Source organism: Brevibacillus sp. JNUCC-41, assembly GCF_014844095.1.
Lineage (GTDB): Bacteria > Bacillota > Bacilli > Bacillales > DSM-1321 > Peribacillus > Peribacillus aracenensis.
In genome coordinates, this window is record NZ_CP062163.1 from 2964180 (window position 1) to 2989625 (window position 25446).

Genomic DNA, 25446 nt, shown 5'->3' on the forward strand with positions numbered 1-25446 from the left:
GCATAGTTCAAATCGAGCGGGCCTTTTTTTGTAATTATCATTGAGTGCTTTCTAATGCTTTATCTGCATCAGATTCACCTTTTGCTCTTTTTTCCTTCAATTTAAAGTAGGCGTCCATTACGTCCCGCCCGATCCGTTTGTTAATATCATCAGAGGGCTTACCTTGATACACCCATGGCACGACAACGGAAAATGCCACTTCCGGATTATTGTGAGGTGCATAACCTACAAGCGTCAAATTGATAGTCGGGACTGGCGCGCTATATTGATTCCTCCGCGGTCCGTCGTAAAAGGCCTCGGCAGTACCCGTTTTTGCTGCCGCACGGTAAGACTTCCCGCCGAAATATTTATAGGCCGTCCCGCCTGGCTCCTGGGCAACCTGCCTGAATCCTTCCTGGACACGCTGCAACCAAACGTCTTTCCCGCCTAAATCGTTTAACACTATGGGACTCATTGTTTTAAAGACGCTGCCCAATTCATTGTGTTCGTTGGATGGATTCCTGATTTCCCTGACCATATGGGGCTCAAGCCTTTTTCCGCCGTTCGCAATCGTCGAAACATACTGTGCCAATTGCATGGGTGTATATGTATCATACTGGCCAATCGATAAATCCAGCAGCAATCCGTCTGTTGACATATCGACTCCTTTAAACCCTACGGATTCATTTGGCAGGTCGATGCCTGTACGGACACCTAAACCGAATTGGGCATAATGATTCCGCATGATGGAATAAGCTTCCCGGTTGATTCCTAACGGCCGGTGAGGGATATAATGACCGCCGGCAATTTTGATTGCCGTCATGAACATATAGACATTCGACGATTTCTTTAACGCAGAGACATCGGTTACATAGCCCAAATCACTATAAGATCCTTTGGGATTAGCCCCTGCTAAAAGGAGTTTCCTGTCAAAAAAAGCTGACCCTGGTGCGATGGCTCCTGTCTGAAAGCCTGTGTAGACAGTGGCTCCTTTAACAGATGATCCCATCGTATAGGAGGTCGTAATGTTTCCAAGGGCAAAATCGTTCATTTCGGTCAATCCGGTTTTACTGTTGCGGCCGTATTGCCTGCCGGCCATCGTGAGTACCTCGCCTGTATTCGGGTCCATTAAAACGACGAAGGCACGATCCAATAAGTAGGTATTTCCCTTAGCCTTGGTTTTGCGCAATTCGTTCTCGATGATTTTTTCAACCTGCTGCTGCAGCTCCATATCAATTGTCAGGACCAAGTCTTTTCCGCTCTGCCCTTCAGTGAGGGTATTCGTATTGATGACTTCCCCTTTGCTCAGCACATTTTCAATCCGCGTCTTTTGACCGCGCAGGACATCTTCATATTGCTTTTCGATATAACTTTTTCCGACCCGGTCATTCCTGGTATAGTCGCGTGCCAGATAATAGTCGATATTTTCACTGGGAATGCCTTCTTCGGAAGAAGAGACCTTGCCAAGAACAGAGCGGAGGGTCTCGTCATACTTATAGGTCCTTTCCCAATCCGTCGTTACATCCACGCCTGGCATTTCATCCAAATGTTCGCTGACCCTGGCGAATTCCTTAGTGGTGACATCTTTATTCTTCACGATTGACGGTGCGAGGGCATAGCCGCTATTGAATTCCCGGAAGATGGCGATCACTTCCAATTCATCCTTGGTGAATTCCTTGATATTCTCTTCGGTCACCCGTCCCATTTGAAGTTTGTATAAATCTTTTTGCTCCAATTTCTTTTCGATGACTTTCTTCTTCTCGGCCTTGGTGATCAAAGCATCGGCTTCTTTCGGATGTTTTAAAATCCAAAAATCCTTTTTATCCGGCAAGGTCACCTTTTTGGTATCCTTTTCTATCAAGGTAGCAAGGACCTCTGCCGTCTTCACCATATCGGCCGTTTTCGTATTCGGGTATTTCGTATAAGTGATGGCATTACGCGGCTCATTATCAACGACCGGATTCAAGTTGCGGTCATACATCTTGCCACGGGGAACGGGGGTATTGGCCACATCGTTTTCCGTTCGGTCCACTTCCCGGAGGTAATCATCCCCATACACGATTTGGACGATGCCAAGCCGGATTATTAAGCTTGAAAATAAAATGAATATTAAAAAGAACATGAAGTTCAGCCGGAAAGGAATTGGGGTTTTTTTCTTTTTTTCTTTGGCCATCAGTAACATTCCTTTCTAGTAAAAGTAAAAAATAAGAAAATTCCTATCTCCAATGATATATAAAATTAACTTATTTTTCTATGCTTTATCCGTAAATTTATCTATATTTCCAAAAGAATGTTTTGAAGTTATATAATTCCTAGTAATCTTATAATTAGGAAAATTGCTATAAAGGCCAATGAGTCCGAAGTGGTTTTAATAGATAAAGAGAGGGCGAAGCGGCAAAGCGACCATCATGAGGAGAGAAGTACATATGAGGCGCTTCTGTGAAAAAGGGGAGCTCACAAAGTGAATGAATGAACAATGAATGACTTTAATCTTTGGAATCCATTCACAATGACTTAAGTACCATGATAAGCATTAATTTGCTTCATATTTCCTAACGGGAGCTTGAGTCGTGACGCTGATAATTTCTTTGAAATATCCGCATAGCTCAAGCCATTTTTCAGGGTAAATATAGTTGAATCGTTCGATCGTTTCTAGGGAGTGAAGCACCAGGCAATCGATTTGACCCGTTTTTTTACTTTGTAAATTGAATAGAAGCTCATGCGGGATTGTGTAATAAGGGTGAATTTGATACGGATTGAGTATGACCGGGGAAATATTCTTCCCTTCCATATACTTGTCCGTCACGATCTTTTGGATTGCAAAGCTTTCATCCGTATGTAATTCCCCGATTTTGTAATGAGGATTCAATAGTACAATGCCTCTCATTTGCTTCACCCATTCTTTTTGCTAACCATTCTTGCCAAATGGGGGATGGGATATTCAAAGTAAGAGGCTTGATGCTAGAAAATGGCTTTCATTCCGTTAAGTGTTTTGAGATGATTGACATTTTCGAGCACCTCGTTGGTCAGATCCGCCTTTTTAATGATCGGTGTGCTTCGTAAATCTTCTATGAAGCTTTCATTCGTGAACCAATCAAAGGAATGGGGAAGAAAGAATAGTTGATCTTCCCATGCATCATGAAGAGTGGGGCTGTAAACTTTATCATCTTTTGACGTGGATGCATCAGAGGTATAGATGCTTGCCCAGTAATCCTCTCTGGAACCCGTGTGGGGAATCTCTTTTGTAAATTGGCCAACACCGCGAAAAACCACCGGATGCTGAAAAAGAAGCTCATATAAAGATTTCCCCGTTTCAATCCGCTGTTTCGGGTCGGCAAAGCGTTCGACGGTAAGGCCAGTCAAGGAATGAAGTCCATTTTGCTTGTTTGCATAAGGAAAGATCACTTTCATGAAGCCTAAGTATTCCTGCAGCTGAAAATCAAGCCTGCGGAGGATTTCACCATGACGGGTGCGTTTTAAGATCCTTTCCTGAAGCATTCTTTGTTCATTAATGATAAGGGCTGTTGTCAAAAGGGATGAATGGGGCTCTTCAATGAAAGATTCCCAAATCGGGGCCATGAATCTTGAAATGCGGAATACCGGTAAATACCTTCTTAGCGGAAGTTCTTTTTGTTTAGAATGTTCATATAGAAGAAGCTGGGGGAAGGCATCTGCAAATATGGCTGAATTGGCGCGCTCAAGGAACAGGAAAAATTTCTGCCGTTCCGCTCGGTCAAGGAGGTGGGTCATGGCTGAACTTTTCAAGTCAGTCATATGGTATCCACCATTCCTCGAAACCATATGTGCTAAAAGGGCCCAATGGACCTCTGGGTTACGATTGTAAAAGGCAAGATATGCTTGTGTTCTTGTGATATTGTTCCGGTTCAAAGCAGCCGTCTCGGTTCGAATGCTTTTTATAAGGGCGGTTTCCTCAGGAAAAAAAGCTTTTGACTCATCAAAAGGCTGAAAGAGCTCTTTGTGTAAAAGGGATTTTAGCGTGTCATATCTTTTGGCATCGATGATGGGTTTTGTTTTGACAGGTTGTTTGCCCATCAGCTTCTGCAAATATTGGGAGAGCATACAATCACCACGAATGTTTTTCGACCATTATATGCAGAGCCGTCAAGAAAGGGGCGTTGCATTTGCAACGCCCCCAAGGTGATGTCATCTTTTCTTCTTCTTTTCCAGGTACAATAAAATATAATAGACTATCCAGAAAAGAAACACAGGAATGAAGGATAAAAATCTATATTGGACCGGTACGGCAAATAAGATGAAAATGGCTGATAATAAAAAGGGAACCGCCAGGAGTATATATTTTCTCCATTGCATATGCTGAACCTCCTTAGGTTACGTCATTCTTATAAGAATAAAGGATTATCCAGCAATAATCTAGAAAAGTCGCAATTGACAAAAATATGCAAACGTAGTAATCTTTAAACACAAGTTAAAAATTTCCATTAATTAATGAAAAAGGAGGCGAACGTCATGACTAAATCAGTTAAGCACAATGATGTCATAATCGAATATCATACGTCCGCCTGCCCTGGGACCTTGTCTTTCTAGACAAGGGATCCGACGTGTTCATTGATCATTTTAAAGTGCAGGTTGTGGAATTTTCGCGGCCTGCGCTTTTATATGTGTTATAACGCATCTAAAAAAGCTTCCGCTAATTGGCGGGGGCTTTTTGGCATTTGGAATACAGGTGCATTTGCATCCTTTCCATATAAAAGATAGGAGGAAATTTAAAATGAGACGAAAGACATTGGAAATTTTGTTGCAGCCTGGAGATCCAGAAAGCGGTTAGCGAGTGAAAGATTTGACCAAAAGGGAGGGGAATTCATGTTTGCGATTTTTAAAAAGCTGTCCTGGTTCTTTAAAGAACAGTGGCAGCGTTACACCTTGGCGATTTTATTTCTATGTCTAGTGAATATCTTGGAGGTTATCCCGCCAAAACTTGTCGGGAATGCCATCGATGATATGAACAATGGCAGCATGACACAGGAAGGGGTCATGAAATACGTTATTTATTTGCTTATGGTACTGATCGGCAGTTACCTATTTGGTTACTTATGGAGTTTTCTGTTATTCGGCGGCGGAAACTTGGTCGAACGAAAGCTAAGGTCCGGATTTATGGGCCATTTGCTGAAAATGACGCCGAGTTTTTATGAAAAAAACCGTACAGGGGATTTAATGGCAAGGGCAACCAATGATTTAAAGGCAATATCCCTCACAGCTGGTTTTGGGATATTGACGCTCGTTGACGCGGTGCTGTTCACCATTACAGTAGTGGTCATGATGGGAGCTACGATCAGCTGGCAGTTGACGATTGCGGCGGTGCTGCCACTTCCGATCATGGCAGTGATGATGCAAATTTACGTGAAGAAAATTTACAAACGTTTTACGGATGCACAAGCAGCCTTTGGTACTTTAAATGACAAGGTCCTGGAATCCATTTCAGGTGTCCGTGTTATCCGGGCCTATGTCCAGGAACGGGAAGATGAAAAGCGATTTGATGAAATGACGGAGGATGTATACCGTAAAAATATAGCCGTGGCAAGAATCGACGCCCTCTTTGATCCGACAATCAGCATTATCATCGGCATCAGTTATTTAATCGGGTTGGGCTACGGGGCTTATCTTGTGTTTCAGCAGGCCATAACACTTGGCGGACTTGTTTCGTTCAATGTGTATTTAGGCATGTTAATCTGGCCGATGATAGCGGTGGGTGAACTGATCAATGTCATGCAAAGGGGTAATGCTTCGCTAGATCGTGTTCAGGATACCCTTTCATATGAAGCGGATGTGAAAGATTCATTGGGTCTGAAGAGTATTCAAAAACCTGGAAATATCCAATTCAATTCAGTGCATTTTACATACCCTTCCTCAACGGTTGTGAATCTATCCAATATTTCCGTTCAGCTTGAGCGTGGTCAAACATTGGGGATAGTGGGGAAAACGGGAAGTGGAAAAACGACATTCGTGAAGCAATTGCTGCGGGAATATCCTTTAGGAACAGGTGAAATCGCTTTTGCAGGCATGCCGTTGGAGCAACTGAACCTTGAAGATATTCGTAAGTGGATCGGGTACGTTCCACAGGATCATTTTTTATTCTCGAAATCTGTTAGGGAAAACATCTTGTTCGGTAAAATGGATGCAACGGAAGAGGAACTGGATGATGCTATCCGGCTTGCGGATTTTGAGAAGGACTTAATGATGCTGCCCAACCGTCTTGAGACACTCGTCGGTGAGAAGGGTGTCGCCCTATCTGGAGGGCAAAAGCAGAGGATCTCGATTGCCAGGGCACTGATCAAAAATCCGGAAATCCTTATATTGGATGATTCCTTATCCGCTGTAGATGCAAAAACGGAAACGACAATCATCGAAAATATCCAAAATGAACGTGCAGGGAAAACGACGATCATCACAACCCATCGCTTATCAGCCGTTCAGCACGCGGACAGAATTATCGTGATGGACAACGGAGAGATCATCGAAGAGGGGACTCATGCGGATTTACTGCAAAAGGATGGCTGGTATAGAGAACAATATGAACGACAGCAGGTTGACGAAGGGACGGAGGTGAAGTCATGAAGGTCGTAAAGAGACTTTTTAATTATGCTGCCCTTTATAAAAAATTGATCATTGGCGCCCTGATCATGCTGGCACTTTCGGTAGCGGCAGATTTAACGGGTCCTTTCATTGCCAAGAGAATCATCGATTCACATATACTTGGCATTGAATCTACCTGGTATGAAGCGGGTAAAGGAAAAGATGCTGTCAAGTATGATGGAAATTGGTATAAACGGGCTGATTACTTTGCAAAAGGTGAGAAGAAAGGCAGGGAAGTCCATATTCTGCAGGTGGGCAATCAATTTGTCTTCGTAAATGAAGCTGTCCCTATCGAGGGGCGCAGAACCTTGGAGAACCAATCGTTGATCATCAAGAAAGATGGGAAAGAGCAACATGCGCAAGCTGTGAAATTGACGAGTCAGGAAGTGCTGCGGTTTTACCAACCGGAAATCCCGCGGATCATTAAGCTTGTGGCTTTTTATTTTAGTCTTGTCATCCTTTCCTCCATTTTTCAATATGGGCAAAGTTTTTATTTACAGAAAGCGGCGAACCGAATCATACAGAAGATGCGAAATGATATTTTCACTCATATTTCCCGTCTGCCGATACGTTATTTCGATAATATGCCAGCGGGTAAAGTTGTAGCCAGGGTCACAAATGATACGGAAGCGATTCGGGAATTATATGTAACCGTGCTCGCCAACTTCTTCTCGAGTACGATTAATATTTTCGGGGTTCTGATTGCTTTGTATATTCTGGATCCACGAGTCGGTACCATTGGACTTTTACTTATTCCGATCATCGTTATCTGGACGATTGTATACCGCAAATTCGCCTCGAAATATAATCACATCATTCGGGAACGGGTCAGCGATATTAATGGGATGATCAATGAATCCATTTCTGGAATGAGCATCATCCAGGCATTTGGACGTGAAAAGGAGACAAAGCAATCTTTTGAGAATCTGAACCGGGAGCATTATTCCTATCAAAATAAAATGCTCCATTTGAATTCGTTGACGGGTGGAAACTTGATCGGGGTCATTAAGGTTTTGGCGCTAATGGCATTCGTCTGGTATTTCGGCGGGATTTCCCTTACAGCGAGTTCAGCCATTTCTTTAGGGATGATGTATGCAATTGTTGATTTGATCAGCCGCCTGCTTCATCCGCTTCACGGAATCGTCAATCAGTTCGCTAACCTTGAACAGGCACTTGTTGCAGGGGAACGGGCATTCAGTTTATTGGATGAGCAGGGATTGGCAGTCAGTGATGAAAGCATGTCCAGATACAAAGGAAATGTGCAATTCGAAAATGTTTCTTTTGATTATAAGGATAATGAATATGTGTTAAGGGACATTTCCTTCTCCGCTAAACAAGGGGAAACGGTCGCTTTAGTTGGCCATACTGGGTCAGGAAAAAGTTCCATAATGAATTTATTGTTCCGTTTTTATGACAGTAGTGAAGGCCAAATCAAAATCGATGGCACGAATATATTGGATATCCCCCATCAGACACTTAGGGAGCATATGGGAATCGTCCTTCAGGATCCCTATTTATTTACTGGCACCATCGCTTCCAATATCAGTCTGAATCATAAAGGCATCACAAGGGAAATGGTTGAAAAGTCATTAAGAGATGTAGGGGGGGACAAAGTTCTGAAGCATCTTCCTTTAGGGTTGGATGAACCTGTTATCGAAAAAGGGGGAACATTGTCTTCCGGACAGCGGCAGCTAATCTCTTTTGCACGTGCTCTTGCATTCAATCCGGCGATATTGATTTTGGATGAAGCGACAGCAAGCATCGATACTGAAACCGAGGCAATTATCCAGGAGGGAATGGAAGTGCTGAAAAAAGGGAGAACGACCTTCATCATTGCCCATAGACTTTCCACGATAAAAAATGCCGACCAAATTCTTGTACTGGATAAAGGGCGGATTGCTGAGCAAGGTACACATGAAGAATTAATGGAGTTAAAAGGGAAGTATTATCAAATGTATGAACTGCAGGCTGGTCCGCATAAAGGAGGCATGGCTGGCTGAACACAGAATAAGGATGGATAATCAAGACCAAACTATAATGAGGTTGTCGTAATCGGCACCCTCAAGCAAAAATGTTGATAATAGTAATCATTACGTTTAAGATACACCTATACAGACGATGAGGTGATTATAGTGAAACAAGAAATTCATCCAGATTATCGACAAGTGGTATTCATGGATACCAACAGTGGGTATAAATTTTTGACGGGCTCCACAAAAACGTCAAATGAAACGATCGAGTGGGAAGACGGCCAAACGTATCCATTATTAAAAGTGGAAATCAGTTCAGATACGCACCCTTTTTATACCGGAAAGCAGAAGTTTGCTGAAAAAGGCGGACGGGTGGATCGCTTCCTGGATAAATATAATATGAAGAAATGAGAGTCAGGCCATCGGAAAATCGATGGTCTTTTTTTATGACTGGGTTTGAAAAAGAGTTAATAATGAGGCTAAGGAAAAGGGTGCCCATAATCATGAGGCACCCATCCTGAAATCATTTTGCAGCAATTGCTTCCCCTTTGGCAATATTAACGAGGGCTGCATCGAAGTCCTTTATTAAATCGTCCGGATTTTCAAGTCCGACAGAGAGGCGGAGCAAGCTGTTCGTGATGCCTCGCTTTTCCCTTTCATCATCAGGCATGGCAGCATGGGACATTTTGGCTGGGTAAGATAATATAGATTCGACCGCTCCTAGGCTTACGGCAAAAACAGGGAGCTCGACAGTGTTCACGAAAGAACGGAAGACTTCCTCACTTTCCAATTCAAATGATAGGACCGCCCCCGCTCCAAGTGACTGGCCTTTCTGGATGGTGTGCTGTGGATGATCGGAAAGGCCGGGATAATACACTTTTTTCACCAATGGCTGTTCCTTTAAGTAGGCTGCAATCTTTTCTGCCCCTTTTTGTGAATGCTCCATTCTAACTGATAAGGTTTTCAAACCTCTCATTACAAGCCAGGCATCCTGGACACCAAGGACCGCTCCAAAGGAGTTTTGGAGCGAACCGAGTCTTGCGGCCAATTCCGGATCTTTCACTACCGCAAGCCCAGCTACCACATCACTATGTCCGGATAAAAACTTCGTCGCGCTATGAAGGACAACATCAGCGCCCAGATTCAACGGTTTTTGCAAAGCCGGGGTCAAGAATGTGTTATCAACAAAACTTAAGGCACCAGCTTTTTTTGCGATATCACATACGGCTTGAATATCGGTCACTTTAAGTAACGGATTTGAAGGCGTTTCGATATATATGGCCCTGGTATTTGGCTGAACGGCGGCTTTGACGCTTTCAAGATCCGTCATGTCAACGAAGGTATGCTCAATATTGAAACGGATCAATACGCTTGTGACCATCCTGAACGTTCCGCCGTACACATCTTCGGAAATGACGATATGATCCCCGGCAGACAATAGCAGGAAGGCTGTTGAAATGGCAGCCATACCTGATGAAAAAGCAAAGCCGTGAGTGCCTTCCTCAAGTTCGGCAATGATGTCTTCAAGTGCTTCGCGAGTCGGGTTCCCGCTTCTGCTGTAATCATATTTGCCAAATTGATCGATATCGGATTGATGGAAAGTCGATGCATGCTGAATGGGGACGCTCACACCGCCCGTTGCCGGATCGAATTTATGCTGATTATGAAGTAATTTCGTTTCAAAGCTAAAATCATGACCTGTCATCGTAGCGCCTCCCTTTTTACATGTGCGAATGCTTGCTGCAAGTCCTGAATCAAATCATCGCTATCCTCGATGCCAACGGAGAAGCGGAGCAGGCGATTACAAACTCCATTTGCCGTTCTGACTTCAAGCGGTATATCGGCATGCGTTTGTGTGGCAGGATAGGTGATAAAGCTTTCAACCCCTCCAAGGCTTTCTGCAAAGGAAATTAATGAGAGCGATTGTAAAAAGGGGTTGACCGCCGATTCATCAATGATACGGAATGAAATCATGCCGCCTTTGCCGGGATACAATACGTCCGTGACACAATCATGTTCCGACAAGTAATCTACAAGTATTTTGGCATTCTTTTCATGACGCTCCATCCGCAATGCCAAGGTTTTCATTCCACGCATCATCAGCCAAGAATCAAAGGGGCTCAAGACAGCTCCGGTACCATTATGATGGAAGGCTAATGCATCACATAATTCAGCGCCGCTAGCAACGATCAGTCCGGCGAGCACATCATTATGACCACCGAGATACTTGGTTGCACTGTGAATCACGATATCCGCTCCAAGCAGGATGGGTTGTTGGATAAGAGGCGTGTAAAAAGTATTATCAACGATTAATAATAAATTATATTGTTTGGCCAATGCGGCAACAGCGCTAATGTCCGTTTGCTGCATAAGAGGGTTAGTGGGAGTTTCGATGAAGATGGCTTTCGTGTGAGGAGTGATGGCTTTTTCAATATCCTCCAAACAACAAGTGTTTACATAGTCACACTGCAATCCCCATTTTTTAAAACCTTGTTCTAACAGACGATATGTACCACCATAAAGATCTTCGCTGACAATCCAGGCATCACCTGATTTAAAAAGGGCAAGGATAGTGGAAATGGCGGCCATTCCTGAACTGCAGGCATAACCTTGGTCGCCTTTTTCCATATCGGCGATGGAACGCTCCAATAATTGGCGTGTAGGATTACCTGTTCTTGTGTAGTCGAATCCCGTCGATTGGCCAATTCCTTCATGGCGAAAAGCTGTTGAAAAGTATACTGGCGGATTGACTGTTCCTGTCGCCGTTTCGCTGCGGTTTCCTAATTGAGCAAGATATGTTTCAGTTTTGTACATGGTTTTCACTGCTCCTTTGAGTTATATAAAATAAAAAAAAGTCTTCTTTAAGAAGAAGACTTTGATTAAGTAAGGACGAGTCATTCTTCTTATCTTCCAAGTTCACAAACTTGTGGAATTAGCACCTTTTCATTGGTTTGAAACAAATGAAGGTTGCTGAGGTGTCATCGGGCCATTCCCTCTACCTCTCTCGATAAGAGTTTAGATTATTCAATTTCTTTTGAATTTACTATATATACAAAATACTGTCAAGGACATTTTGGGATGGATAATGCTTGGATGTTCATGACCAGGTTAATTGGTGCCTAGTGCGTCAACACTTTATGTATCTATAAAAAAAATATCCGAATCTTCATATAAACACGAAGGGGCATGGGATTTTCGGAAAAAGTGAAAGGTCAGCGGATATTTTTGCTTTAAAATAATAAAGTTTGTACAATGTATGGAGAGAAAGAATAATTCGACATTATTCATTTCATATGCAAAAAGTCTCAATGAATAGTGCAAACATAGGAGGAGAACACATGGAATACAGAATCGAACGAGATACGATGGGTGAAGTGAAAGTTCCTGCTGATAAATATTGGGGAGCACAAACCGAGAGAAGCCGTAACAATTTCAAAATCGGTAACGAAAAAATGCCGATTGAATTAGTTCGTGCATTTGCATACGTTAAACAAGCTGCGGCAAAGGTGAACTATGATCTTGGTGATCTTTCGGAAGTTAAAAAGAATGCCATCGTCAAGATTTGCGGCGAAATCCTTGAAGGAACGCTAGATGAGCATTTCCCGCTTGTAGTTTGGCAAACGGGAAGTGGTACGCAAAGTAATATGAACGTGAATGAAGTGGTCGCTAACAAAGGAAATGAATGGTTAAAAGAAAATGGTGAATCGGAAACCCTTCATCCGAATGATGATGTTAACAAGGCACAGAGCTCAAATGATACTTTCCCGACAGCCATGCATATTGCTGCCTTTATGGAAGTCGCTGAAAAATTGGTTCCTGCCATCAAAGCTCTTCGTGATACATTCGATACAAAAGAAAAAGAATTTTGGGATGTCGTGAAAATTGGCCGGACACATCTTCAAGATGCTACACCATTAACATTGGGACAAGAGATTTCCGGTTGGAAAGCGATGCTCGACAAAGATCTAGCGATGATTGAGGAAAGCAGCCAAAAATTATTGAACCTTGCACTAGGAGGAACGGCTGTAGGAACCGGAATCAATACAAAAAAAGAATTCCCGGGACTTTCCGCCAAACAAATTGCAGCTGATACTGGATATCCTTTTGTCACATCTGATAATAAGTTCCATGCATTGACAAGCCATAACGAAATCGTCTACGCACACGGTGCTTTAAAAGCATTGGCAGCGGATTTAATGAAAATTGCGAACGATGTCAGATGGCTGGCAAGTGGGCCAAGAAGCGGAATCGGCGAAATAGCCATTCCGGAAAATGAGCCAGGCAGCTCCATCATGCCAGGTAAAGTCAATCCAACACAAAGTGAAGCGCTTACCATGATTGCAACTCAAATCGTGGGTAACGATGCTACAATTGGCTTTGCAGCAAGCCAAGGTAATTTTGAATTGAATGTATTCAAGCCTGTCATCATCTATAACTTCCTGCAAACGGTAAAATTATTGACGGAAGGCATTCATTCATTCAACGATAATTGTGCGGTAGGCATCACTGCAAATGAGGATAAAATCAAAGAAAATGTAGAACGCTCCCTTATGTTGGTAACAGCATTGAACCCGCATATCGGTTATGAAAAAGCAGCCAAAATCGCCAAAACTGCATTCAAGGACAACTCAACATTGAAAGAAGCTGCGTTGAAATTGAAGTTCCTGACGGAAGATGAATTCAAAGCATGGGTCGATCCTGCTAACATGGTTAATAAATAATTGAATGGAAGTGCCCTCCCTTGGTATTAGGGAGGGTGTTTCCATGGGTTAAAATAATGGAATGAACAAATACTGAGATCATAGGTATCGTGAACAGGAGGAAAAACAATGTCTTTATGCCCGCTTTGCAACGGTCTAAGAAAAATTCATGTGAAATGCCCGAAATGCGGCAGTGATCTTGATGATAAAGGGAAATTCATGGACTACGCTGATGATTACAGTGCTTATATGGATATCGACATACTTAAAGAAAACGACGGATACCCTAAATCCCTTCAAAAAGGCCAATGCCCGCATCTCATGAAATGCTCTGAATGCGGACATGATGAAGTGGTATTGGTCCAGGAATGAATTTATCCTTTTTAGTTGAATAAACGTAAAAAGACCCACGACGAATGGGTCTTTTTACGTTTAATTGGCTGATAACTTCATGCTTTCCTGCATCTGTTCATCTTCTTCCACTAAAATGCGATGTTCAGTCCCTTTGTCAAAAAAGTGTGCTTTATTCATATCGAGGGCAAGTTCGATGTTTTCGCCTGCCTGGATGATATTCTTGGCATCGACGCGTGCGACGAAGTCCTGCCCCTCTAATGTGGAGTAGAGCATGATCTCCGCGCCCATCAGTTCGGCTACATCAATTTGGGTTGTGAATGCAGTGTTAGGGGACTTCGTGAAGTAAGCACCTTCATTATGGAAGTCCTCCGGACGGATGCCAAGGATTATGTCTTTTCCGACATATCCTTGATCACGCAGCATTTTCATCTTCAATTCAGGTATTTCAAGTGTTTGTTCGCCTATTTTAATAGTGCCTTCTTTTAAGGTTCCAGTAAAGAAGTTCATGGCAGGCGATCCGATAAAGCCGCCGACGAAAACGTTTATCGGTTTCTCATAAACGTCCTTTGGTGCACCGACCTGTTGGATGATACCATCCTTCATTACAACAAGACGTGTTGCCATCGTCATTGCCTCTGTTTGGTCATGCGTGACATATATCGTTGTGGTGTCGAGCCGTTTATGTAGTTTAGCGATTTCCGCACGCATTTGAACCCGTAGCTTTGCGTCGAGATTGGATAATGGCTCATCCATCAAGAAAACTTTTGCGTCCCTTACAATGGCCCGGCCAAGTGCGACACGCTGGCGCTGACCACCTGAAAGGGCTTTAGGTTTCCTGTTTAGCAGCTCTTCAAGTCCGAGAATCCTTGCCGCTTCATTGACTCTTTGCTTGATTTCCGCTTTTGGCGTTTTCCTGAGTTTTAATCCGAATGCCATATTATCATATACGGACATATGAGGATATAAGGCATAGTTCTGGAAAACCATCGCAATATCACGATCTTTAGGGGGGACATCATTGACTCGCTTGCCGTCTATATATAAATCCCCTTGGGAAATGTCTTCAAGTCCGGCAATCATCCTTAATGTCGTCGATTTGCCGCAACCCGAAGGTCCCACAAAAACTATGAATTCCTTATCGGCAACACGAAGGTTGAAGTCTTTAACAGCCGTAACCTTTTTATCATAAATCTTGAATATATGATCCAACACTAACTCTGCCATGAAAAATCCCCCTTTTAAACTCCTGGATTACTTGTACCAATTAACTATAGTCTAAGCCATCGGATTTGAAAAAAGTATGGGCACATTGCACAAAAAAAGGGTGATATTACCTGTTTGCATTGAAAATTAATCATTCAGTAAAAGTATCAAGTATGCAGTAAGGGCATGACGGAAGTTTCTAATATCGAGACCAGTTCTTTCAGAGAATTTATCGATTCGGTATTGTAAGCTGTTCCGATGTATATAAAGCTGTTTGGAGGCATAGGTGGCATTTGAATTACATTCGATATACGTTTTAATCGTTTTGATCAGTTCTGTATCCTGCTTGGTCTTGCCAAGAATCTCATTGATATACCACTTTGCATTCTTAACGGATGGATCCTTTATTAATGAGTGAGGGATGATGTCTGCCAAATCAGCCACCTTTAGGTCCGGCAGATGCATCTGTGCCAAACCAAAACACTTTTTCTCCTGAGTCCAGTGCTGATGAAGGTCTTGATTTATAGGGTGAAAGCGCCCGGTGAACATACGGGTCTTTACATAAAAGTCACTTTCAAGCGTGGAAGAAATGGCGATTAGTTGTTTAGTTGATAAAGATTCTTCTTCGTCCGTTTCAATTAAGACTCCCGCCGTTTCGTTTTCCCAAACAATAGCTGCCTCAGATGGAACGAAAGCGAGGAAGGCTTCTTCAAAATCGGTGTTGGAAAAATCAGCATGAGTCAGCTTGAAATGAAGAAATCGAACATTCTCCCAGCTTGTTAAAGGCAATGGTGCATTCGGTTCGGATAAAAAAGTTTTCCATGATGAGTCTGGATGTACATTGAAATTATTCGGGTTTATGGAAGGAGCAAAAAGCAGTTCCAATAAACGGATTTCTTCGTCTGTGATTTCTGAACGGGGAATGCCAAGTATACTTCTTGAGTCTTCGAACCAAACATAGTCAGAAATTTCATCAGTATCCATTTTATTGGTAAGGGCATTCGGGAATTTTTGTTTAAGATTTTCAAGCATCATTTCCACCTTCTTTCTCCCTTTCCATATCATTATAGCGAAAAAGAATAAAGTTCAAAAGAATAGGATATTGCTAGTTTTTCCGGGAAGGGATAATCAAAGAAAAGTTGCAAGTTTTATTAATTTTAGGAAAGGGTATTGCGTATGCTTTATGGAATATCGTTAAAAAGAGGAGGGAATCTTTTGAACATATTATTATTGGGCGGTACACGGTTTTTAGGCAGGTATTTAGCAAGAGCTGCGATAGAGAAAGGGCATGAAGTCACACTTTTTAATCGTGGAAGCGATCCTTATGTCTTTCCCGAAATAGAACAGTTAAAAGGGGACCGCGATGGAGATCTGGAAATGTTGAAAGGGAGACAGTGGGATGCAGTCATTGATACATCAGGATTTATCCCTCGAACTGTATCTAAATCTTGCAGACTGCTTAATCAAGTTAAACATTATACATATATTTCAAGCATCTCAGTTTATAGTGATCCAACCGAGCCAGGAATTGATGAAAATGGAGAGGTTCATATACTAAATGATGATAAAGCGGAAGAGATCACCCGCGGAACTGCTGGACCGATATACGGTGAATATTATGGACCGTTAAAATCATTAAGCGAAAAAGCAGCTGAAAAAGAACTGCCGGGGAAAGTTTTGTCCATTCGTGCGGGGCAAATAGTGGGTCCATATGATTACACTGACCGATTGCCGTACTGGCTTAAAAGAATAGCGGAAGGGGGAGAAATTTTATCTCCTGGACGCCCTGGACGTCCAATCCAAGTCATCGATGCAAGGGACTTGGCTCAATGGATCATCCAAATGATAGAAAAAAGTATGACAGGTACATATAATGCCGTTGGACCGGATTATACACTAACTATGGGGCAATTACTTGAAGGCTGCAAAAAGGTAACAGGAAGTAATGCTGACTTTACATGGGTATCTGAAAAGTTTTTGGATGACAATAAAGTGGAGCCGTGGGGAGAGATGCCTTTATGGATACCAGAAGAATTCCCTTTTCCGGGAGCTAAGGAACCTCTGAATGGTTTTTTGGCTGTCGATAACAATAAAGCCATCAATAATGGACTAACATTCCGTCCCCTATCAGAAACCCTCGAAGAAATATGGAATTGGGAAAAGGGACGTCAGGAATCTGTTGTTAGAAAAGCAGGTATCCACAGACAACATGAAAGTGATCTCCTTGGATTATGGAAACAGACAATAGGTTAGAAACCTTCTTTTATTTTATTGAAGTACTGAAGGCACATTAAGTGTGCTTGGTGAAAAGGATGATTTAACCAAACAATGTGAAGGAATTAAAAAAACGATGGGGTAAAAACCCCATCGTTTTTTAGTACATGGATCTGCTTGCATGGTTCGTGAGGATTTCAAGGTTTTCCATGGCGGCCGCCACGTTGTCCTTAATGAAAGGCCTGCTCCCAATAAGGGGAAGCAGGCCTCGATTATTTGATCAATTCATCCAGTCTGGTTTTCCGAACCCGGCAAATTTGTCATCGATGACTTTTTCGAACTGGTCGGATTCCACTACTGATTTAATATCCTTTGCAAATTGGGAGTCTACATCTTTTGTATTCACTGTAACAACGTTTCGATACATATCCGGCATTTTTTCTAAAACAAGGGCATCCTGGAGGTCCATTTTCGCTGCAAGAGCGAAGTTGCCAGGGACCGCTGATAGGTCAACACTGTCTGTTGCCCGGGGCAATTGAGCGGATTCCAATGGTTTGAGTTGGATGTTTTTTGGATTTTTGGTTACATCCTTTTCAGATATTTTTAAAGGGTCGACATCTGGATCGACTTCAATCAACCCTTCATCCACCAGCACTTTAAGTGCACGTGCGAGGTTAACCGGATCATTGGGCACTGCAAGGGATGTACCGTCTTTAATTTCTTTCAATGATTTATACTTGTTCGAATATATGCCCATTGGTGCTGTTGGAACTATGATAAGGTCGGAAAGCTCTAAATCATTTTCTTTAGCGAAGTTATCCATGTACACCTTATGCTGGAAGAGGTTGGCATCGATCGAATGGTTGCCAAGGGACTTATTCGGCTGGATATAGTCGGTGAATTCGACGATTTCTACATTGTAACCGAGATCTTCCAGTCCTGGTTTGATGGCCTCTTTAACCATATCGGCATAGGGCCCGGTAGTCGCCCCGATCTTCAATTCTTTTTTGTCTTCAGTTTTTGGGGATGCATCATCACTCCCGCATGCTGCCAAGCCAAGGGCAAGTGCACAGACTGATAATAACGAAGCTATTTTCTTCATTTGAAATTCCTCCTGTGTAATGAAATGTATTGAATCATTGAAAAATGACTGATCCCTATCGTTTGTTAACTATGTATGAGGCCTTGTCACCAACCATTTGAATGATTTGTACAAGGCAGATCAACACGACGATCGTCGTGATCATGACTGTGTTGTCATAACGGTAATAACCGTACCGGATGGCCAGGTCGCCAATTCCGCCCCCGCCGATTGTCCCTGCCATCGCTGAGTAACCGATAAGCGAAATGGTCGTTAATGTCAGTCCTTGAATGATACCCGGTTTTGCCTCTGGAAGAAGTACATCCTTAATGATCATCCATGGAGTGGCTCCTACGGCAATTGCAGCTTCAATCACTCCTCTGTCTATTTCACGTAATGCCGTTTCAACGATTCTTGCAAAAAAAGGTATTGCGGACACCGACAGGGATACAGAAGCCGCTCTCGGCCCTATTGTCGATCCAGTTAGAAGATCCGTTAAAGGAAGGAGGGCGACCAAGAGAATGATGAAAGGGATTGAACGGACAATATTGACTGCGAATCCTAGAAATCGATTCACGATACTATTTTCAAAAAATAAATTCCTTGTTGTTGTAAACAGCAATACTCCAAGCGGTAAACCGATTAACAGGGCTACTGCAAGGGAAACACCGACCATATAAATCGTTTCAAGAAAGGCTTTATTAAGATCAGGTAAAATATTGACGATGGAATCAAGCAGTGACATGTTTTAGCACCTCCACAGAACTGGAACGATTTTTTATATATTGCAATGCCGAATGAACTTGAGCGGCATCGCCTATTAACTCGATGATTAAAATGCCTAAAGGGACATCCTGGATATACTCAATTTTACCGTGTAAAATATTCCCCTTTACTGAATGGGATTGGAGAGCATCCGAAAGGATCGACTCACCAGCGGTTTGCCCTTCGAATTGAATTTTAATGATCGTACCTTTACTTTCATCAATCAAGTGCGGAGGGAGTGCGAAATCCAGAACACTGCTAATGAATTGCTTCGTTAACTCCTGCTTAGGCTGTGAAAATATTTCATAAACGGGACTTTCTTCAATTACACGGCCATCCTGCATGACGGCGACACGGTGGCATAGCTCTTTGACCACTTCCATTTCATGTGTAATCAACACGATGGTGATGCCAAGCTTACTGCTTATCTTTTTCAATAATTGTAAAATCGCTTTTGTAGTTGTTGGATCAAGTGCTGAAGTCGCTTCATCACATAATAGAACAGTGGGGTCATTTGCTAAGGCACGGGCTATGCCTACCCGTTGCTTCTGTCCACCGCTAAGCTGCGCCGGATAGACATCTTTCTTATCGCTGAGCCCTACGATTTCCAACAATTCCAATACACGTAACCTGATGGCATCCTTCGACCGATGCGCGGCCTTTAAGGCGAAAGCGACATTTTCATAAACGGTTTTTGAACTGACCAGTGAAAAGTGTTGGAATATCATTCCGATTTTTTGCCGTTGTTTACGAAGTTCTTTACTTGATAAAGAGGTTAAATCAATGCCGTCGATGATGATATTTCCACCTGTCGGACGTTCAAGCAAATTCAAGCAGCGGAGTAATGAGCTTTTTCCAGCTCCACTGTAGCCGACAATTCCATACACTTCGCCAGTTTGAATGGTTAAAGATACGTTATCCACTCCGATAACTCGGTTTTTCTTCGAGACGTATTCCTTTCGGACTGAACGGATTTCAATCATGAGCTTTCCCCCTTAAACATTAAAAAACTGCCCCTATCATTCAGAAAGAGGCAGCGAAATTATATCTCGTCTTATCTTTCAGAATGCAATCATTCTGCAGGAAGTGGCACCGTTCCCTAAGGGCGGTTGCCGGACATCACAGGGCCTGATCCCTCCGTCACTCTTGATAAGTAAATTATTATTTTAGAATATTTCAAGTTTTTCAATATAATCTATATTATTTGTAAAATTCGACAATGTCAATCGTTTCTGAAATTTTCGGGGTGATTTTTTGTTATTAAAGTTTAGTAAGGTCCATTAAAAGTGGGCAATTATGCAATAATCCAGCATTTTTGTCCAGGTTAATTATTCCAAAATTTCCTTGTCAAAAGAGTGAAGTGGTAATACATTTATTATAGTAAAGTTAGAAAAAGGAAGATGAAACTATATTTGTGTAATGATGGGGAGGCAATTGAATGTTAGAGATTAACACGATAAATGATGTGGTTTGTGTGAACGGGACTCCTGGCGGGAACAAATCCGGGATGAGTGTTTATGTCTTTTTAACGGATGGTCTATTGATAGATACTGGCGCACAGATTTTATTGGAAGAGCTCATTCCATTCTATGAGTCCGCAGACTTCGACTCAGTGGTCCTGACTCACTATCATGAAGACCATACCGGGGGCGCTGCATGGATACAGGAAAATAAAAAGGTCCCGCTTTTCATTCATCCGATGTCGGTTGAGGTTTGTGCAAAGGATGCCGTATATCCTGAATATCGTAAAATTTTCTGGGGAAAGAGAGACGCCTTTAAAGCTGAGTCGGTAGGGAAGGCCATTCATTCACGCACCCAAACGTGGGAGCCCATTTTTACCCCTGGTCATGCAAAGGACCATATGGTGTATTTGAATCACAGTAATGGCATGCTCTTTTCAGGAGACCTTTTCGTAACACCAAAAACAAAGCTTGTCTTACGGGAAGAGTCTGTCCCGGTCATCATCGATTCCATTAAAAGGTTACTTCAATATGACTTCGGGGAAGTGTTTTGCTGCCATGCTGGACATGTCCCTGATGGGAAGGACATGTTTCGGAAAAAGCTCGATTATTTGGAAAACCTACAAGGTGAAATTTTACGCTTGCATTCTCAAGGGCTGACCGTTCATGAAATCCAGCAGGCCGTTTTACCGAATCGCTATCCCCTTATCGAGATATCTGGGCATGAATGGGATTCAGAGCATATCATTACATCGATATTAAAAGAAAATATTTTAAATGTAAGGGACAATGGAACTATTTGAATGCTATTTCAATGTTTTCTATTTGTCACTCAAACAACTTCCATAGGGGGGAATGCAGTGCAAGCGGGAGATGAACGGGATAAGTAAAAAAGGGGAGCCCTCCTTAAGAGAGCCCACCTAAATTATTTATTTTCGTTGGGATCTGTTTCATCATAAAAATCATGTGCTTCTTCGATGTTCTGAAGGTTAGCGACTTCATACACATTTCCGCCTGCCATTCCTTCATTGATGATACGGTCGATATCCAGGTAAACGGAGTCCTTGCCATCATATTCGGTATCCTTCAAAAATGTCATTTTTTCTTTATCCAAAATTAATCCCTCCTAGCCTTTTCTTTAGTTTAGGCAAAGGAGCTTTTTTTATTCTGTATAAGGATTTCATGAATGTAAAGAAAATTCATTCATATACATGGAAGATCATTAAATCATGTACCATGCTTTTGAGTTTGGTTTCATCTGTTTCGGAAGGCGGGTTGGCTGTCCACTCGATGGAGCCATCTTTATGATACAAGGCTTGGACTGCCTTCTTGTTGAAATAAAAGGAAATTCTCCATCCCGGCAGATTTTTATGCAATGGTGACCATTGAAAATGAGTGATCATATGTATTACCTCCATATATACAGTTTCTCATTTAAGTATAATGGAAAACGGCAGCTGGAGGTGTTATTTTATTGTCAGGTTGGGAAAAGTTAATTCAATGAAAAGATTTTTTAAATGCAAAAGCCTGTTTGTTTCAATTTCCACTTCATCGAATTGCATGGGCTTTGAGTTCACTTCATATATGAAGAGCGAACCCGATTCGTCTTCCCCTATATCAATGGAAAACTCTCCGAGAAACCCGATTTTTTTCGAAAGTATCTCTCCGCATTTTTGGGCGATATTCGCTAATTTTTGATTCAGGCTTCTTGATTGCAGGTCTTGATAAGGGAAAAGCTTACCCCCTCGGGGAGTGTGGGTGGTGATTTCCTGAGTTTGTGACATCCTTACCGCTTTGCCGGTCACTTTATAAAAACCTTTTTCATAATGGACGAGAATCCGGTAATCATAACGATGTCCAAAAAGTTTTTTTGGTCTGATCGCCTGTTGAGCAAGATAGCTCCTTTTTAATAAATCCCTTTTTTTTGTTTTCCAGAATGATGCGAAATCCGGGAAGGACTCACTATGCTTCAAGCTATTGAACAATAGTGTACCATCATCATTTTTGATTATGGTATAAATGCCTTTCCCTTGGCTTCCTTTGCAGGGTTTAAGGTATATATGCCTGTAGGTCTCCAGGAATGAATAAAGGCAATCGCTGTTTCGTAAGACCGTTGTGGGCGGAAGGTGTTTGGTGAGGAATCCATCTTCATTTAATGCTTCGAACATTACATATTTATCTATAAAACAGGGGTTGAATAGATGCATTCGGGAATCTTTAAAGTGTGTGATAAGATGTTGGAATTCCTCTGACGCCTCATAGCTCCTCGAAGGGATACGGTTATAGACGATGTCAGGGAAGGGTACTTTACATTCGATCCACTTGTTTGAAATGGAGGAAAAAACATACCCTCTCAACGAATCGGGATGAAGGGCATTTCCTGTGAATACATACGCCAATATTCCATGTTTTAATAAATATAATGATAGGTCCCGAAAAAGGGTCAGGTTTCCACCCAAACCTGATTCCTTTTTGGGATTGGAAACAGTTAAAATTCCGACGGCGAGAATCCGGTTACCGGGATATATCGTGATTGGAATTAGGGGTTGATTCGAATGGTCCTTTTTATAGCTGATTTCCTTTTTGGCAGGGCCGGCGAAAAGTTCAGCATTCTCATGATTGTGGTACCAATTTTCAGTGGGGCTATCGTAAAAAATGTTCATCGCGGTACACTGATTGATTTCGTAATCGTCTGTTCCGTAAGATAAATGGCATAATCAAGGCTTAGCTTTCTGGTCAGCAATTCGAAATCCTTGAGTTTTGGATGGGCGAATATGGAACGTCCAGGTTTGGAATTGGCTTCAAACATCCAAACCTGCCCTTTTTTATCCAATCCAAAATCAAATCCTATTTCTGCAATGATGCCGTCCAAGTTCTTTTCAATACTGTCACTTAAAATCAGCGCGGCTTCCGATAGCTTTCGTTCGACTTCTTTCGCCTCATCGTCATCTCCAAACAGTTCGGCAACCGTTTTGATGACACCCCCGCTTTTAATATGGGTAGTGACGCTGCCGGCACCGGCGATTTTTGCGGCAATCGCGGTTACCTGCCATTTTCCATTACTGTCCTTGTTCGTATGGACCCGGAAATCCACTGGACGTTTTTCAAATCGAATTAATGGGATGCCCTGCTGTACAATAAGGTTTTCAAGCGGTCGGTCGTGAAAAATATGTTTAACGATGGATTCCAATGTAGGGAATTTTTGCAGTTTATTTTCTTTTGCTTCATTTGTATAGCGACAATAGTAAACATCCTCATGCTTATCATAAAGAATTTGGTGAATCCCTAGACCGAGGCTGCCGTGAATGGGCTTTATATAAACTTGCCGGTAATGGGAAAGAAGGGTTTCCACCACGGACATGGATTGAAATGGATATGTTTCCGGCAAATAAGGCAGTGCCCGCTCATCTGCGCATAGCCTTTCATTTACATCCCATTTATTGAAAAATCCAGGATTATACCATGGTATTGTATATTTTTTTTGGAATTTCCGCTTCACTTCTTTAGGTCCATCCCGGTTTTCCGTCATCCGATTTGGGAGACGGTCATAGATGACATTAGGGAAAGGAAATTCATTTATGTGCCAGTGATCGTTAGCAAACACATAGCCTTTGATTGTCTCCTCATCCCAATTGATTACATTCTCTCCAAAAACAAAGGGGATACAGCCGGTGGTCCTGCTAAGCGAAAGGAGTTTTGCGAAAAATTCCGATCTCTCCCCTAATGGTTTGTTTGAAACGCCAGTGAACCCTGAGGAAAATATTCCGACAAGCGGTCCGATATAGATGCTCTTGCCGTAAATGAATAAATGTAGGGGAATATCGGTATGATCGAATAGTAGGGATTCCGCAAGGCTTTCCGATAATACGATTGACTGATTGACGGCTGGGTTTTGTTTGACGATGGCAGGACATGAATGCCGTCCGAAATAAATTAATTCAATCTCTGCCAAATCTCCAAGCTCTGAAGGATAGTAGAGAACATTGCCAGGGATAGCAGCAATTTCGGCAGGATAAGTCTTTCTCACTTTCTATTCACCTGCTTTCTGAAGATGTTCGGCTAAATACTGGCTATATTGAAACGGTGCGCGATGGATATCCTTCATGGTCTCCGGCTGTAGTGCCTGAATGATTTTCCTTCCGGGCTTGGAGTTGATGTCCATGATCCATAATTGGCCTTTTTTATCGATGCCTAAATCAATCCCCAATTCGAATAATCTTTCAAAGACAGCTTCGGTTTCTACGGGCAGCGTGCGAAGGATATGCTGAATCTTTTGTTCGACAGCAATCGAAATCGTTTCCGGGTTTCTTTTGTTGAAAGTCTCTAATGAAATGGCTTCACCGCCTGTGGCAAGATTTGAAGTAATTCCGTCTTTTTGTCCCGTGCGAATTCCGCGGCCTCGTTCCATCCATTGATTCTTCTCGTTTTTTTGAAGGAAAATCCGTAAATCGAATGGCTCATTATTTTGGTTGCAAAGTTCTAAATATGGCTGGCAAAGGTAGCGGTATCGATTTAATAAATGCTGCAGCCATTTGTTAAGCTGAGATTTGGAGGAGAATGGGCGGTCATATTTGGTGCCCTTTTTCGTCATGGATACCAAAGTGCCGTCTTCGGTTTTTGTTAGGAGATAGATTCCTGTACCGCCTGCACCGAACTCAGGCTTGATGATGATTTTATCCAGGCGTTCTAAATGACCGGTAATATCTTCAGGCGTCGTCACTTGTACGGTCTCTGGAAAAAATGCCTGCAGGTGTGGATGTTTTTTTAGGATTTGGTACACTTCCCACTTACCAGGAAGGCCCAGCCCTAAGAAATTCGAGTTATCTTTTAACCAATTGATTTTGTTTCGCGTTTCCGTTGACTCACGGACTAATCCGTGAAAACAGCGATCATATACAAAATCAGGTAAATCAAAAGATGTGGCGATCCAAGTTTCATTCTCGGCATCAAAACGCTCGCCACGCACTTTTTTAAGATCCATATCAATATTTTCAGGTGAGAATTTACAAACTTTCATATTAAATGATTTAGCGGTTTTGGCTATTTCGGTGAAGTAGTTGTTTTCATGTGTATCCGACGCGGCCATTAATCCTATTAACACGAGCTAG

General features: G+C 42.4%; 23 protein-coding genes and 2 riboswitches. Of the genes, 7 read left to right on the top strand and 16 right to left on the bottom strand.

What is annotated here, in order from left to right:
- Positions 1-37 precede the first annotated feature (37 nt).
- From JNUCC41_RS14400 to JNUCC41_RS14415, 4 genes are all read right to left on the bottom strand, one after another.
- Positions 38-2152: a peptidoglycan D,D-transpeptidase FtsI family protein gene (locus JNUCC41_RS14400; protein WP_192203597.1), complete on the bottom strand. Its 2115-nt coding sequence runs from the start codon at positions 2150-2152 to the stop codon at positions 38-40.
- 360 nt (positions 2153-2512) lie between these two features.
- The gene (locus JNUCC41_RS14405) at positions 2513-2866 is read right to left on the bottom strand and encodes a hypothetical protein (protein ID WP_192203598.1); all 354 of its coding nucleotides are present in this window, start codon (positions 2864-2866) and stop codon (positions 2513-2515) included.
- 74 nt (positions 2867-2940) lie between these two features.
- Positions 2941-4032, bottom strand: a complete 1092-nt coding sequence (locus JNUCC41_RS14410; RefSeq protein WP_192203599.1) for a DUF2515 family protein — start codon at positions 4030-4032, stop codon at positions 2941-2943.
- Positions 4033-4143: 111 nt separating this feature from the next.
- A complete protein-coding gene (locus JNUCC41_RS14415; RefSeq protein WP_192203600.1) occupies positions 4144-4311 on the bottom strand; it encodes a hypothetical protein in 168 nt (55 codons plus the stop codon).
- 510 nt (positions 4312-4821) lie between these two features.
- Here JNUCC41_RS14415 and JNUCC41_RS14420 point away from each other — a divergent pair.
- From JNUCC41_RS14420 to JNUCC41_RS14430, 3 genes are all read left to right on the top strand, one after another.
- On the top strand, positions 4822-6573 hold the full coding sequence (locus tag JNUCC41_RS14420; protein WP_192203601.1) for an ABC transporter ATP-binding protein: 1752 nt from the start codon (positions 4822-4824) through the stop codon (positions 6571-6573).
- Positions 6570-8591, top strand: coding sequence for an ABC transporter ATP-binding protein (locus JNUCC41_RS14425; protein WP_192203602.1), 2022 nt, complete (start codon positions 6570-6572; stop codon positions 8589-8591). Before JNUCC41_RS14420 ends, JNUCC41_RS14425 begins: the two co-directional genes overlap by 4 nt.
- A gap of 132 nt (positions 8592-8723) precedes the next feature.
- Positions 8724-8972, top strand: a complete 249-nt coding sequence (locus JNUCC41_RS14430; protein WP_061461980.1) for a type B 50S ribosomal protein L31 — start codon at positions 8724-8726, stop codon at positions 8970-8972.
- Between the two features lie 112 nt (positions 8973-9084).
- Here JNUCC41_RS14430 and metC read toward each other — a convergent pair whose 3' ends face one another.
- Positions 9085-10266 carry a cystathionine beta-lyase gene (gene metC, locus JNUCC41_RS14435; RefSeq protein WP_192203603.1) on the bottom strand — a complete coding sequence of 394 codons (1182 nt, stop codon included), beginning with the start codon at positions 10264-10266 and terminating at the stop codon, positions 9085-9087.
- On the bottom strand, positions 10263-11375 hold the full coding sequence (locus JNUCC41_RS14440) for a methionine biosynthesis PLP-dependent protein (protein WP_192203604.1): 1113 nt from the start codon (positions 11373-11375) through the stop codon (positions 10263-10265). The genes metC and JNUCC41_RS14440 overlap by 4 nt, the downstream gene beginning before the upstream one ends.
- A gap of 86 nt (positions 11376-11461) precedes the next feature.
- Positions 11462-11575: riboswitch (SAM riboswitch) on the bottom strand.
- Between the two features lie 324 nt (positions 11576-11899).
- Here JNUCC41_RS14440 and fumC point away from each other — a divergent pair.
- Both fumC and JNUCC41_RS14450 read left to right on the top strand, forming a co-directional pair.
- Positions 11900-13282: a class II fumarate hydratase gene (gene fumC / locus JNUCC41_RS14445; protein WP_192203605.1), complete on the top strand. Its 1383-nt coding sequence runs from the start codon at positions 11900-11902 to the stop codon at positions 13280-13282.
- A 108-nt stretch (positions 13283-13390) separates the two neighbouring features.
- On the top strand, positions 13391-13633 hold the full coding sequence (locus JNUCC41_RS14450) for a hypothetical protein (RefSeq protein ID WP_192203606.1): 243 nt from the start codon (positions 13391-13393) through the stop codon (positions 13631-13633).
- A gap of 60 nt (positions 13634-13693) precedes the next feature.
- Here the strand turns inward: JNUCC41_RS14450 and JNUCC41_RS14455 are convergent, their stop codons facing one another.
- Together JNUCC41_RS14455 and JNUCC41_RS14460 are read right to left on the bottom strand one after the other, a co-directional pair.
- A complete protein-coding gene (locus JNUCC41_RS14455; protein ID WP_192203607.1) occupies positions 13694-14839 on the bottom strand; it encodes an ABC transporter ATP-binding protein in 1146 nt (381 codons plus the stop codon).
- Between the two features lie 126 nt (positions 14840-14965).
- On the bottom strand, positions 14966-15853 hold the full coding sequence (locus JNUCC41_RS14460) for a PucR family transcriptional regulator (RefSeq protein ID WP_228467659.1): 888 nt from the start codon (positions 15851-15853) through the stop codon (positions 14966-14968).
- Between the two features lie 180 nt (positions 15854-16033).
- On the opposite strand from JNUCC41_RS14460, the gene JNUCC41_RS14465 reads away from it, so the two are divergent.
- Entirely contained in the window at positions 16034-17071 is a 1038-nt protein-coding gene (locus JNUCC41_RS14465) for an NAD-dependent epimerase/dehydratase family protein (RefSeq protein WP_192203609.1), read from the top strand.
- A 241-nt stretch (positions 17072-17312) separates the two neighbouring features.
- Here JNUCC41_RS14465 and JNUCC41_RS14470 read toward each other — a convergent pair whose 3' ends face one another.
- Genes JNUCC41_RS14470 through JNUCC41_RS14480 form a run of 3 tightly spaced genes read right to left on the bottom strand, consistent with a single transcriptional unit; the run spans position 17313 to position 19861 of the window.
- On the bottom strand, positions 17313-18134 hold the full coding sequence (locus tag JNUCC41_RS14470) for a MetQ/NlpA family ABC transporter substrate-binding protein (RefSeq protein ID WP_192203610.1): 822 nt from the start codon (positions 18132-18134) through the stop codon (positions 17313-17315).
- Between the two features lie 55 nt (positions 18135-18189).
- Positions 18190-18858 carry a methionine ABC transporter permease gene (locus JNUCC41_RS14475; protein WP_192203611.1) on the bottom strand — a complete coding sequence of 223 codons (669 nt, stop codon included), beginning with the start codon at positions 18856-18858 and terminating at the stop codon, positions 18190-18192.
- Positions 18845-19861, bottom strand: a complete 1017-nt coding sequence (locus JNUCC41_RS14480; RefSeq protein WP_192203612.1) for a methionine ABC transporter ATP-binding protein — start codon at positions 19859-19861, stop codon at positions 18845-18847. The genes JNUCC41_RS14475 and JNUCC41_RS14480 overlap by 14 nt, the downstream gene beginning before the upstream one ends.
- Positions 19862-19929: 68 nt before the next feature.
- A riboswitch (SAM riboswitch) is annotated at positions 19930-20034 on the bottom strand.
- Positions 20035-20316: 282 nt separating this feature from the next.
- On the opposite strand from JNUCC41_RS14480, the gene JNUCC41_RS14485 reads away from it, so the two are divergent.
- The gene (locus JNUCC41_RS14485) at positions 20317-21141 is read left to right on the top strand and encodes an MBL fold metallo-hydrolase (protein WP_192203613.1); all 825 of its coding nucleotides are present in this window, start codon (positions 20317-20319) and stop codon (positions 21139-21141) included.
- 122 nt (positions 21142-21263) lie between these two features.
- Here the strand turns inward: JNUCC41_RS14485 and JNUCC41_RS14490 are convergent, their stop codons facing one another.
- From JNUCC41_RS14490 to JNUCC41_RS14510, 5 genes are all read right to left on the bottom strand, one after another.
- Positions 21264-21452: a hypothetical protein gene (locus JNUCC41_RS14490; protein WP_076367325.1), complete on the bottom strand. Its 189-nt coding sequence runs from the start codon at positions 21450-21452 to the stop codon at positions 21264-21266.
- Positions 21453-21537: 85 nt separating this feature from the next.
- Positions 21538-21741: a YheE family protein gene (locus JNUCC41_RS14495; protein WP_192203614.1), complete on the bottom strand. Its 204-nt coding sequence runs from the start codon at positions 21739-21741 to the stop codon at positions 21538-21540.
- Positions 21742-21804: 63 nt separating this feature from the next.
- Positions 21805-23001 (bottom strand): YheC/YheD family endospore coat-associated protein, encoded by a 1197-nt coding sequence (locus tag JNUCC41_RS14500; protein WP_192203615.1) that lies wholly within the window; start codon positions 22999-23001, stop codon positions 21805-21807.
- Positions 22998-24365 (bottom strand): YheC/YheD family endospore coat-associated protein, encoded by a 1368-nt coding sequence (locus tag JNUCC41_RS14505; protein WP_192203616.1) that lies wholly within the window; start codon positions 24363-24365, stop codon positions 22998-23000. Before JNUCC41_RS14505 ends, JNUCC41_RS14500 begins: the two co-directional genes overlap by 4 nt.
- A 3-nt stretch (positions 24366-24368) precedes the next feature.
- A complete protein-coding gene (locus JNUCC41_RS14510) occupies positions 24369-25439 on the bottom strand; it encodes a YheC/YheD family endospore coat-associated protein (protein ID WP_192203617.1) in 1071 nt (356 codons plus the stop codon).
- Between the last annotated feature and the right edge of the window lie 7 nt (positions 25440-25446).